Raw genomic sequence first — 11,840 nt, 5'->3', positions numbered from 1 at the left:
GATTTCCTAGCCTTTTTTGAATTTCATGAGGAAGTCAAATAAAACAACTAACGAAAAGGTTATAAATGATAGATGTCAGTCATTGCTTGATTAAAGTGTACGGTCTTAATGTAGAGAAAAATTGTTAATATCACTATGAAGATGAATGAAAAATAGAAAAGCATATATTGTTGTGATATCAGTCCAATAGCTATAGAACCGAAAGTCATTCCTAAATATCGGATAAAGTTAAATATACCTAATACTTTGCCTTTTATATTTTCATACCGTTGAGATATTAAAGTTGATAGTAAGGCCGGAACAATGCCGACTAAGAAGCCAAGTGCAAATATAATGAGCGACAAAACAATTAAATTTAAATAATGCATTAATCCAAAGGACAGTGTAAAAATAGCAAAAGTAATCACAGTATTTCTTAATATAGTCATGCTATCTTTCACTTTTGAAATCTTTTTATAAACTATACTTCCAATTATAACGCTAGTGGTGATAGGTAAAAATAAAATACCTATCATACTTGGTGCAATACTGTATGAGTTGCTTAAGAGTATAGGCAAATATACTAATATAGAAAAGTAGGTGAAAAAAACTAAAAAACCTAAAAATACTAAAGTGATAAAAACTTTATCGGTTAAATAGTTTTTCCCACTTAAATCCACATTTGATTGAGCAACTGCCTTTATAGCATCTGGTATATCAATTAAGTAAAGAACTATAAATAAAAGAATAGAGACTACAAGTAAAAAAACGAAAATCCCAAAATAATTCCATTTAGCGCCTAGTACACTTCCTAATATTGGCGCTAAGGCCGGGGCACATGACAAAAATATTTGGTAATTTGCCATTACGGATGCTCTCTCATTATTTGTAGTTAACTGAGCTAACAAAGTTAAAGTCACAAGAGGGATAATACCGCAACCAATAGCTTGCAGTAATCTAGATACCACAAATATAATAAAATTGTTAGTGATAGAACAGATAAAACTTGAAATAATAACAATTCCCAGTCCTACTAAAAGTGTTCTTTTTGAGTTTTTAGAGTCTATATTTTTTCCTAATAAGATTTGCATAATCGCAACTATGAAAATGAAGCCACCAACTGTGAAATTGATCCAAAATAATGATACTTGAAAACTATCATGAAGTTTTGGAATGATAGGTGTGTAAATATTTTGAATTAAAGAAGCAAAAAAAGCTAAAAAACATAAAATATAAAGATTAAAGTCATGTTTTGTTTGAATCATCATAATCAACTTCTTCCTCTTTTAAAGCGCTAATACTACGTGACAAAAATTCAACAATGACGTCTAACTCTTTTTCATTAAAGACTTTTAAAACCTCTTCATACTTTTTAACTGCTTGATTGTGTAATTCGTCATGAATAGAAGAAAGTTTTTTTCCTTTTTTAGTTAATTTATAATGAACCTCCCTTTTGTTTTGTGCATTTTGTAATTCGAGAACTAAATCTTTGGATAACAGCTTTTTAATAGATTTTGTTACTGCTGGATTAGAGATATTTAATTTATCTGCAAGAAATTTATTATTAACTTTATCGTTATTTGCTATTAATTCTATGATATGAAACTGCGTTAGAGATAGATTAAGCCCTTCATCTCCTTTTATGTTTTTCCTTCTTTTATTAGCATTTTCTCTCTCTATAATGAATTGTTGTAATGTTATTATGACTTTTTGTTGTTTATTCATAATCATCGTCTCCTAATTGTTAACTGGTTAATAATATTATTATAATTAATCTTTCTGTTGTCAAGTAGTATTGCTAAAAATATATGAATCTGATATCTTATTATTAACCGGAAAATTGTTTATGGGTTAACTAAAGCGGAGGGAGGCGCTTATAATGTTGCAACAATTCAAAGTAGATTTTTTAACAGAAAACTGCAAAAAAATTTATCAAAGAAAAAAGCATGTTATATTAGGTATCAGTCCTTTTACAAGTAAGTACAATGAAACCTATATCAGAAAACTAATTCAATGGGCTAACACAAATTTTAAAGACTTTTCTATTCTGTTAGCTGGGGAGGAATCTAAAAATCTATTAGAATGTCTTGGATATTCTACTACTAAAGCTAATAGAAAGGTTCGTAAAGAAGTGAATAGACAAATCAGATTTTGTGAAAATGAATTATTAAACTGTAATAGAACCATAAATGACAGAATATTCAGATTTTCGGATTTTAAACAAAATACTTACTATGTAAATATGTACCAGAAAATAGAGGGATTGTTTAATACAGATGATTCATTTAAAAAATGTTGCTTAAATATGTCGTTGCAAGCCCTACAAAGTAAAAAAAATAATCTCAATTCAACAATAGAATTTACAAATGATATGTTAGAATATTCGGCTCAATATGTGTTAGCCGAGTTGCCATTCTTTTTAAATGCTAATCCGATTATTAATACTTATGAAACGCTGATGGCTTACCATGCGGAATGGGAATTAGGTACAAATATTATAAATAATATGTTCGATTTGAAAATGGATAGTCATCAAGGTTATATTATATTAACTGATAGAGGGGATAATTATGTTAAAACAATCTAAAAGTATTTTTGATGAAGCTTATGAAATCAATCCTATACCATATTTTAATTATTTCAGAGAGTACGCTCCTATTCATTATGAAGAATCTGTAAATGCATATTTTGTATCTAATTATGAGGATGTAAAATTTATCCTTAAGAGCGATGGAATTTTTACAACTAAAACTTTAGCTGAAAGAGCTGAACCAGTTATGAAGGATAGAGTCTTAGCACAAATGACTGGACATGAACATAGATCTAAAAAGAAGGAAATTTTGAAAGGTATGTCAGGAAAATATCTTGATAGATTACTTCCAACCATAGAAAAAAGAACAAATAATTTAATCGATAAGTATATTAATGAAAAGAGGATAGATTTAGTTAATGATTTTGGGAAAATATTTGCTGTACAAAGTTCTATGGATTTACTAGGAATTGATATTAGAGATTCTGACAAAATTAGAGAATGGCATAATGGCATAGCAAAATTCATCACATCATTTAACATGAGTAGCGAAGATGTTAAGTATTCACTGAGTTGTAGCGATAAGTTGGAAAAATATTTAATGCCATTAATTAAAGAAAGAAAAGGCATAAAAAAACTCGACTTAATTTCTGTTTTAAATGATTATAAAGATGAAAAAAGTCAAATTACTGATTCAGAAATTTTAGCTTTAATTTTAAATATTTTATTAGCTGCTACAGAACCTGTCGATAAAACATTAGCATACTTATTTTATAATTTATTGAATAATCCTAATCAATATCAAGACATATTAGATAACCCTAGTTTACTAAAAAATGCAATAATAGAAACACTTCGTTTCAATTCACCAGTACAGTTAATACCTAGACAATTATCGATGCCTTATACTTTTCGTGATAAAAAGTTAAATGTTGATGATGTGGTAATATGCATGATTGGTGCGGCTAATAGAGACCCAAAAGCTTATACTGCTCCAGATGAATTTAATATATATAGAAAATCAAAAAATAATAAACCTTTCACTTCATACTCACAAAATTTATCATTTGGCTTTGGAGCACATACTTGTATAGGAGCAACGTACGCCCTTATTCAATTGGAATTGGTAGTTAGAACATTATTGAAGAGATTGAAAAATATTAAATTAGAAACTAATGTATTACATGAAAGAGGCATATATACGAGAGGACCAAAGTCATTGATAATTAGTTTTGATTAATTTGTTAAAATATCGATTGTCAAGGTGCTATCAATAACTATTTACTACATTAAAGCTTTTCGAAAAGATAAATACAGTAAAAATAATTAAGTTTATATAAGTATTTCCTCATTGATGCATTCAAGGACAATATAAAAAATTGTAAATTTAGAAGTTGAACATGTTTGTATTGCTCAATCATATACAATAATGAATTAGAACCTCAATGAACATTGAAAGTTTGGTTAGAAATAGTACTTTTAAATTAAATAAGATATTTTCTTAAGGTAAAACAATAAAAATAAAAAAGTCCTTCCAATTATTATTCACAAACAATGATTTGGAAGGACATGCTTATGCCTACATTAGAATGCTATACATACTGTCAGTGATTACTTAAAAATACAGTTACAGTTGCGGTGTCAAAAATTAATTTTCAACTAATAATAGTCAATACCATTTCTTTTTAAAGTTTTATGTTGAGTTAAGAAATGAGTTTCGGTTATTGTCAGAAAACTACAACCAGTAAATGGGAAGAAGAAAATCACAAAAATCAGTGTTCAAACGGTAGCGACGATGTTCTGTTTGACAGGTTTATCTCCAAATTTTGATGCGATTGTAGGAAAATATCCAATCTAGAAGTGGACCTAAACCAATTAAGAGCGCGACCATATTTATCGCACTCAACTATATCTATTAGAGAAACTATTTTTTTATTAATTTAATTTACCAAATGTTCTTACAAATTCGATATATTAATTTTATTTTTATATATTATCTTTTGTAATGATACACCCATTTCTCAATGATTTTTTGTAAAGGGGCTTCAAGTTTATGCGTAGATAATGAATTGAAAGTATTAAATGACAAAAGAAACGAAGAGAATTTTCTCATGGATAGACACCAGTATCCACTGTGTAAAATCAGGTTTTTTTCATCTCATATCGTATTTTATACAGTAATCGTGAGGGGTTTTATGATAAAATAGCTATTGAGACTGTGAGGTGATGAACAATGAATATACAGGATATCGCCAATCTAGCGGGCGTTTCTAAAAGTACAGTTTCAAGGTATTTGAATCAAGGTTCGATTAGTTTAAAGACAAAGCGAAAAATTCAACACGTCATTGATACATACGGTTATGAACCGAACCAATTTGCTCAAAGTTTAAGAGCACAAAAAAGTATGATGATTGGTATTATTTTCCCGAGAATGTATTCTCATGCCGTGTCACAAACCGTTAAAGGGATTAAAGCGAAATGTGACGCATTTGGCTATCAAATGTTGTTAAATTTAACTGAGCGTCATGTGGAACAGGAACTTGATGCGCTGAAATCTTTTAAAAGAAGTAAAGTGGATGGCATTTTATTTATGGCGACTACTGTGACAGATGCACATATGGCTGTCATTCAAGAAATTGATAAACCAGTCATCATCATTGGCCAAGCACATGCATCGTTAAGCTCGGTTTACCATAATGATTATCAAGCTGGTCAACTAATGGGACGAGAAATTATGGCACAAGGGAAGCAACATGTCATTTATGCGAGTATTCAAGAAGATGACGTCGCGGTCGGTGAGCAACGTTTTCGAGGTTTGATTGAAGTGTTAACCGCAAATCAGGTTACATATGAAACATTGATGACATCGTTTGATTATGAAACCGCACTGCAATCAATTAAAGGTCAGCTTACCCAACAACCATCTGTGGCGTACGTCGGTGCGACAGATACGATTGCTTTGGCGCTCTATAAAGCGTTGATGCACGACCATATGACCGAACCGCCGTGGGTTGCTGGTTTTGGCGGAGATCCTATGACACAAATTGTTCATCCAATGATTTTTACCCTACCTTATCAATATGAAGCGGCAGGACGTATCGCATTTGAACAATTACAGCTTCAAATGGAACAGCCGGACCTTATTCAAAGTTGTCAACTTGACGTGAATTCCAAATTATGAGGGTTTATCTCAAAAGAGGTGGAACCGTTACCAATGTGTTAAAAGGAGGTATATGATGGAACAATGGAGTAGAGAAAAGCGTTATCGTAAGTATGAAGAAGCAACACATGAGGAAATGGAGTTATTAACGGCCAAAGTGAACCGCTCTCCATTTCGACAAACCTACCATATTCAGCCCCCAACAGGATTATTAAATGATCCAAACGGTTTGATCTTTTTTAATGGTCAATATTATATCGCACATCAATGGTTTCCACTAGGTGCCGTACATGGTTTAAAATATTGGCGGTTACTCACAAGCAACAATCTCGTACAGTTTGAAGATCTTGGTGTCGTATTACGCCCGGATCAAACGTTTGATAGTCACGGCGTCTACAGTGGGAGTGCATTTTCGTTTGATCAAAAATTGTATTATATGTACACAGGCAATCATCGTGACAATGAGTGGAACCGTCACAGTAGTCAAATCGTAGCAGAAGTGCAAGCAAATGGGTCAGTCCGTAAACTATTACCTCCAGCCATTCCGGCACCTCCTCAAGGGTATACACAACACTTTCGCGATCCTAAAGTGTTTGAGAAAGATGGGAAACTGTATGCATTGCTAGGAGCACAACGTGAGAATGAAACAGGGTGTGCCGTATTATACGAAGCTGAACGCCCTGAAGGACCGTGGCAGTTTAAAGGTGAAATTCAAACCCAATTAGAAGATTTTGGTTATATGTGGGAGTGTCCAGATTATTTTCAAATTCATGGAAAAGATATTTTGCTATTCTGTCCACAAGGCATAGAATCTGAAGGCGATGCGTATCAAAACATTTACCAAAGCGGTTACATAATGGGAACGTTAAATTTTGATACATTAGAATTTGATCATGGTCCGTTTACCGAACTTGACCACGGGTTTGATTTTTATGCCCCTCAAACGATGACTGATGAAGCGGGGCGACGTGTGTTAATTGGTTGGATGGGTCTACCTGACACCGAATATCCGACAGATGATGACGGTTGGGCACACTGTTTAACTTTGCCAAGAACATTAACGATTGAAGACGGCAAATTAAAACAAAAACCGCATATGCATTTAAGAAAGTTACGTAAAAATGAAGAAGTTGCGCTCGGTTATGCGAACAAATTTATTAAACAACTCCATCCTTATGAAGGAGTGCAATATGAGTTGGTCGTTGATATTTTAGAAAATGAGGCTTCTGCGTTTGAATTACAACTCCGTGCATCACGCAATGAATCCACAACGATTCGGTATGATGCAACGACACGTCAGGTTTCACTGGAGCGCTTTGATAGTGGGGCATTACCGTATCCAGTTGAAGGAACGATGAGGGTGACGCAATTACATACGGATTTGAAACAATTACGTATTTTCGTGGATACATCAAGCATTGAAATCTTTTGTAATGAAGGGGAACGAGTGTTGACGTCACGCATTTTCCCTAAAGCGACATCAAATAAGTTTAAAGTCGTCACAGATTCCGGTCAAATTTATTTGAAAATGACTAAATACGATATTGTGGAAGGAGGATAATGAATGAAACGTTTTTATGCAATAGGTGAAGCGCTCATCGATTTTATTCCTACACAAAGAGAGACGCCATTGAAAGATGTGACAGGGTTTGAACCGCAAGTCGGTGGTGCACCGTGTAATGTGGCTGCTGCTGTTCAAAAATTAGGTGGCAACAGTCATTTGATTACACAAGTGGGTGAAGACGCTTTTGGTGACAAAATCATCGAGACGTTACAAGCGGTTGAAGTCGACACCTCACATATTTTAACGACAAAAGAAGCGAATACAGCACTTGCATTTGTCAGTTTATCTAATGATGGAGAACGAGACTTTTCATTTTACCGGAAACCGAGTGCAGACATGCTGTATGAAGCTGAAAATATTGACACAATTGAGTTGCAACAAGGTGATTTAGTACATTTTTGTTCGGTAGCATTAGTTGACAGTCCTATGAAACGCGCACATGTGACATTACTGGATAAGGCGGAACAAGTCGGTGCGACCGTTGTGTTTGATCCGAATGTGCGCTTACCTTTATGGGATGACCATGATGTTTATTACGAGACATTGCAAGCATTTTTACCACGTGCACATGTTGTTAAAGTTTCAGATGAAGAACTGTCATTTGTTACACGACATGAGGATGAAGCGGAAGCGTTAAAATCACTGTTTGTCGGCAACGTGCAAGCGGTCATTTACACAAAAGGCAGTCGCGGAGCATCTTTAATTTTCGAAGATGGCTCAACAATTGAAGTGCCCACACCGCCAGCGCAAGTGGTGGATTCGACAGGAGCAGGCGATGCATTTATCGGTGCAATCAGTGCGAAATTATGTCAATCCGAGCAACAACCAATTGAGACATTACGCCAACACGGGCATGATATTTTAAAATTTGCACATCAAGTTTCAGGTCGCGTCGTGTCGCAATATGGCGCCATTTCAAGCCTACCAACATTAGAAGAACTTTAATTAAAAAGCCAATCTCCCACCTATCCGGGAAATTGGCTTTTTAATGCGATATATAGCTTTTAAATTTTCTTCAAATTACGCACCGACACGTAACAAAATTCTTCATTTTTGAAATAAGCAATCCGTTCTTTCGTATCGACACTTGTAATATTTCTTCTGTTTAGCACATAACTGTTGTGGCATCTGAAGAATCGATCATCGAGTTGAGCTAACTCTTTCAAATTGCCGTAAAATTCGATTTGACGATTGTCTAAATGCGCGATTAAACGATGTGACTTCGGTGAGGACTCGAAAAACATCACGTCGTCATAGTTCACGTAAACCGAGCTGGTTCCACGTTTGAGTTCCAAAGTTTCAACAGTATGATCTTTTGTTAATAAATCAAGCCGTTTTAATGCTGTTTCTAAACAATCGATAATGCGTGTCCTTAATTCTTCAGGATCATCTTTAAAAATAAAATCCATGGCAGCCACTTTATAGACAAACGTCAAGTACGTCAGCTCACTATGACTCGTCACAAAAATAATATTCCCAACAGGATCGTGCTTACGAATTTCGCTCCCTAATTTAATCCCGTTAATATCAGACTCTAATTGAATATCTAAAAAGTAGCAGCCAATATCAGTCATGTTTTTAGAAGTTTCTAAGATAGCATAAGGGTCATTGGTAGCAAGCTCAATTTTCATCGGCTTCTCTTCAATCATAATATAGTTTTCAATAATGGACACCATACGTTCGCGTTGTTTAGGATCATCCTCACAAATCAAAATTTTCATGATACACACATCCTTATTCATAATCGTTCATAATCTCTAGTTTTTGAATAAAATAATGGTTTTCGATCGTCGTATCAAGGAATACATTGTCCGTTTGATCAATAATCTCTTTTAATGTTGTTAATCCTATACCTCGATTGTTTCCTTTAGTTGAAAACCCATCCTGGAACAAGGTATGTAACTTAGGCATATCTTTTGGCGCTTTGTTCATAATAATAATCATTACGGACTCATCCGTCTTAATAAATGCGATTTGAATGATAGGGTCCTCTATCGTGTTGGAAGCTTCTATCGCATTATCCATAATAATACCTAACACACGGCTGAGTTGAATCGCATCCATATCAATTTGCGTGATTTCATCCGCCACTTCAACAGTGATTTCAATATTATTTTCTTGCGCTTGTAAAATTTTAGTCGTAATTAAGCCTTTAATTTCACGGACTTTTAGATTCTCAATACCATTCAGTCGCATCGTATTGGATTCAAATTCGCTTTTTAAAGGACTAATATGTTCATGGTAATATTGCTTCAAACCTTCTAAATCATCTTCACGTAAATATTCGGACATCGTTAATAAAATATTCGTATAGTCATGTCGGAATTTACGCATTTTGTTGTTAATTTTTTCAATTTGTACTGTATATTTATAATAATCGTCTAATTCTTGCTTTTTCCGTTTATAATTGATTTCACGTTCAATTGTTAAAGTGGTTGCTATAATTAATATAGCGAAAACAGAAAAAGAAATAAAATAAATGATACCTAAATATTTAAAATCATATACGTTGTTCACAGTTTTAGGCAATATTGAAGAAAAGATGATGAATCCGCTTGCTAAAAATAAAACAAGCATAGCTAAATAAAACTTATTCATATAGAGCCAAGATGATTTAAATTTATTAAATAGAGTTACAAAAACTAAAGAAAAACAAAAACAACTAAAAGTAAATACCATCATATACACTAACGTAGACAAGTAATAGTTTACGGGATATGCATAAAGATATGTATAAACACCAGTCGCTATAAAATCACTAATAAGTAAAATTAATATAGAGATTAGAACACTAATAATGCCTACAATTTTAGATCGTCTGTAATAAAAAATGAAAAACTAAGAATTAAATAAAGCAAACTATTTTTATCGAAAATTAAATATAAAATAATAGAAGGGATTACTATCCCGAGGATGAGAATAATGTAATCCCTTTGACTATATTTATATTTTTGGATAATACTCGTAACTGATGCGAAAATAAAGGATTGAAATAACACTACAAATATGAAAAAAAGTATTTCCAATTTTATACACACTTTCTAACTTTTATTTGTCCTCTTCTAACAATTCGGCAGGGATTTCTGGCTCATCAAAAAATCCAGTACTAGTAGGGTATTTAGCAAAAGTACCGATTGATTGGAATAAATTTGTAATAAGGTTGAATAAAACTTCTAAAATTCTCATGTTAAACTTCCTCCTTAGTATAAAAGATAGGTAATAATGTGAATGATTGTAATAATACCCCATAAACGACAAAGCGATTATAAGGCGTTGGTACGATGAATGCAAGAGTCATGAGTAAAATGAATACAATGATTGATTTGATTTTAAGGCCTTTCACTCTTCTGGGAGCTATTGGTCTTTTTTTCGTTGCAGCGGGTGCATATTTGATTACGATCATCGCAGCCAATATACTCAAGCTTAACAAAAATTGAAACGAAATGTCATATTGTACTATTAACCATGGTAAAACAACGAATGAAGCAATGTTTTGTACATGACAAAGCATTGAAGTTTTCGCGTGTGCCCCATGAGAATAAGTCCTCAAGGCAAGAAAAGTTAGGTGAACAATGAGTGTGTATAAAAAAATGTTTAATAGGAGTGCAAGCCCGTAAGTCACAACAGCTTTAAATGAGTTAATCACGACAACTTGCATGCCTAAACGCACTTTTAAAAACTCAATATGACTTAAATTCTGTCGTTGTTGGAGCTTCAGCGCCATTTTTTCAATTCCATTGTCAATAAGTAACATACGGCTCTCCTCCTTGTCTAAATTATAATACACAACTATTAAAACGCTTTATTTTTTGCCTAACTGTTCATTTATCATTCCTAACTGTTGTGATTGGTTGTTTTTTAATATTTTACCATAAATTTTTAAACAGTTAAGCATAAAAATCAACAACTTACGCACTGGTTAACACAAGGACCAAAAAACATGTTGTAATATAGTCATCATCACATTGGTGATGGAGATAAAGTGATTTTGTATTAAGTGTTGTCGAGTACACTTAATCAAATTTACTGATTAAGTTAAGTCAGATGTTCTTAGTCATTGTATTCTTCGCTCAGCTTACATGACTAAGGGAGCAACAATCTATTGGAGTCTTTGATTTTATTTATAATTTAAGGAGGTGCTCACTATGGCAGCAGATATCATTAGCACAATCGTTGAATTTGTTAAACTTATCGCAGAAACAGTAGCAAAATTTATCAAAAAATAAGATTTGATAAAAGTATTTGTTAGAATCTTTTTCCTTACTTAGACTAAAGTAAAATCAGGTTTCGATATTGAAGCCATTGTAGCAATATTTAATAATCGGTAAATTCACTAAATTTTTTCATAATTAATAACATCCCCAATTAAATAGAATAACTGTAAATAAAACATTCCCTTAATATGAAGAACAGGCGAGTCCCTCCCAAGCTCGTCTGTTCATTTTTATTTGATGCTCATGATAAAGGTTCTTTGTCAACGTCGGTTGGTGAGACGATAACGCATTAAGCAACGTTATTTTGTTGTTTAATGCGTTTTTTATATTCACTTACAAATACCTTAGAAATCATTAAGATACGATTCCTAAAATTCCAGAAATTTCTATAAC

Annotated in this window: 11 protein-coding genes and 1 pseudogene; 6 read left to right on the top strand and 6 right to left on the bottom strand. The window is 33.1% G+C overall.

Annotated features, from left to right (window positions below; translation table 11 throughout):
- Positions 1–59: 59 nt before the first annotated feature.
- Positions 60–1,244, bottom strand: coding sequence for an MFS transporter (locus tag BJK46_RS11520; protein ID WP_014613404.1), 1,185 nt, complete (start codon positions 1,242–1,244; stop codon positions 60–62).
- Positions 1,225–1,704, bottom strand: a complete 480-nt coding sequence (locus BJK46_RS11515; protein WP_014613405.1) for a MarR family transcriptional regulator — start codon at positions 1,702–1,704, stop codon at positions 1,225–1,227. Before BJK46_RS11515 ends, BJK46_RS11520 begins: the two co-directional genes overlap by 20 nt.
- Before the next feature lie 154 nt (positions 1,705–1,858).
- On the opposite strand from BJK46_RS11515, the gene BJK46_RS11510 reads away from it, so the two are divergent.
- The 5 genes from BJK46_RS11510 to BJK46_RS11485 all read left to right on the top strand — a co-directional run bounded on the left by BJK46_RS11510 (position 1,859) and on the right by BJK46_RS11485 (position 8,178).
- A complete protein-coding gene (locus BJK46_RS11510; protein WP_037542576.1) occupies positions 1,859–2,566 on the top strand; it encodes a tRNA-dependent cyclodipeptide synthase in 708 nt (235 codons plus the stop codon).
- Positions 2,550–3,749 carry a cytochrome P450, cyclodipeptide synthase-associated gene (locus BJK46_RS11505; RefSeq protein WP_014613407.1) on the top strand — a complete coding sequence of 400 codons (1,200 nt, stop codon included), beginning with the start codon at positions 2,550–2,552 and terminating at the stop codon, positions 3,747–3,749. The genes BJK46_RS11510 and BJK46_RS11505 overlap by 17 nt, the downstream gene beginning before the upstream one ends.
- Before the next feature lie 993 nt (positions 3,750–4,742).
- Complete coding sequence (locus tag BJK46_RS11495) at positions 4,743–5,690, top strand: LacI family DNA-binding transcriptional regulator (protein ID WP_103263603.1); 948 nt, start codon at positions 4,743–4,745, stop codon at positions 5,688–5,690.
- A gap of 55 nt (positions 5,691–5,745) precedes the next feature.
- A complete protein-coding gene (locus BJK46_RS11490) occupies positions 5,746–7,230 on the top strand; it encodes a sucrose-6-phosphate hydrolase (RefSeq protein WP_100006620.1) in 1,485 nt (494 codons plus the stop codon).
- A gap of 3 nt (positions 7,231–7,233) precedes the next feature.
- Entirely contained in the window at positions 7,234–8,178 is a 945-nt protein-coding gene (locus BJK46_RS11485; protein WP_103263604.1) for a carbohydrate kinase family protein, read from the top strand.
- 59 nt (positions 8,179–8,237) lie between these two features.
- Here the strand turns inward: BJK46_RS11485 and agrA are convergent, their stop codons facing one another.
- The 4 genes and pseudogenes from agrA to BJK46_RS11465 form a co-directional block, all read right to left on the bottom strand.
- Positions 8,238–8,954: a quorum-sensing response regulator AgrA gene (gene agrA / locus BJK46_RS11480; RefSeq protein WP_014613411.1), complete on the bottom strand. Its 717-nt coding sequence runs from the start codon at positions 8,952–8,954 to the stop codon at positions 8,238–8,240.
- 13 nt (positions 8,955–8,967) lie between these two features.
- Positions 8,968–10,259, bottom strand: a pseudogene (agrC, locus tag BJK46_RS11475) (quorum-sensing sensor histidine kinase AgrC).
- Positions 10,260–10,281: 22 nt separating this feature from the next.
- Positions 10,282–10,419 (bottom strand): cyclic lactone autoinducer peptide AgrD, encoded by a 138-nt coding sequence (gene agrD, locus BJK46_RS11470; RefSeq protein WP_020219911.1) that lies wholly within the window; start codon positions 10,417–10,419, stop codon positions 10,282–10,284.
- A 1-nt stretch (position 10,420) separates the two neighbouring features.
- A complete protein-coding gene (locus BJK46_RS11465; RefSeq protein WP_103263606.1) occupies positions 10,421–10,987 on the bottom strand; it encodes an accessory gene regulator AgrB in 567 nt (188 codons plus the stop codon).
- 391 nt (positions 10,988–11,378) lie between these two features.
- Between BJK46_RS11465 and BJK46_RS12690 the strand changes: the two genes are divergently transcribed.
- A complete protein-coding gene (locus BJK46_RS12690) occupies positions 11,379–11,459 on the top strand; it encodes a delta-lysin family phenol-soluble modulin (RefSeq protein WP_110161296.1) in 81 nt (26 codons plus the stop codon).
- The last annotated feature ends 381 nt before the right edge of the window (positions 11,460–11,840 follow it).

It is taken from the genome of Staphylococcus pseudintermedius, assembly GCF_001792775.2.
GTDB lineage: Bacteria > Bacillota > Bacilli > Staphylococcales > Staphylococcaceae > Staphylococcus > Staphylococcus pseudintermedius.
The sequence above is the reverse complement of the archived record's forward strand: the minus strand, read 5'-3'. Positions and strand labels throughout refer to the sequence as shown.

Coding starts and splice junctions, on each gene's coding strand:
- BJK46_RS11520 (WP_014613404.1), bottom strand. CDS start 1,244: ATGATTCAAACAAAACATGACTTTAATCTTTATATTTTATGTTTTTTA.
- BJK46_RS11515 (WP_014613405.1), bottom strand. CDS start 1,704: ATGAATAAACAACAAAAAGTCATAATAACATTACAACAATTCATTATA.
- BJK46_RS11510 (WP_037542576.1), top strand. CDS start 1,859: ATGTTGCAACAATTCAAAGTAGATTTTTTAACAGAAAACTGCAAAAAA.
- BJK46_RS11505 (WP_014613407.1), top strand. CDS start 2,550: ATGTTAAAACAATCTAAAAGTATTTTTGATGAAGCTTATGAAATCAAT.
- BJK46_RS11495 (WP_103263603.1), top strand. CDS start 4,743: ATGAATATACAGGATATCGCCAATCTAGCGGGCGTTTCTAAAAGTACA.
- BJK46_RS11490 (WP_100006620.1), top strand. CDS start 5,746: ATGGAACAATGGAGTAGAGAAAAGCGTTATCGTAAGTATGAAGAAGCA.
- BJK46_RS11485 (WP_103263604.1), top strand. CDS start 7,234: ATGAAACGTTTTTATGCAATAGGTGAAGCGCTCATCGATTTTATTCCT.
- agrA (WP_014613411.1), bottom strand. CDS start 8,954: ATGAAAATTTTGATTTGTGAGGATGATCCTAAACAACGCGAACGTATG.
- agrD (WP_020219911.1), bottom strand. CDS start 10,419: ATGAGAATTTTAGAAGTTTTATTCAACCTTATTACAAATTTATTCCAA.
- BJK46_RS11465 (WP_103263606.1), bottom strand. CDS start 10,987: ATGTTACTTATTGACAATGGAATTGAAAAAATGGCGCTGAAGCTCCAA.
- BJK46_RS12690 (WP_110161296.1), top strand. CDS start 11,379: ATGGCAGCAGATATCATTAGCACAATCGTTGAATTTGTTAAACTTATC.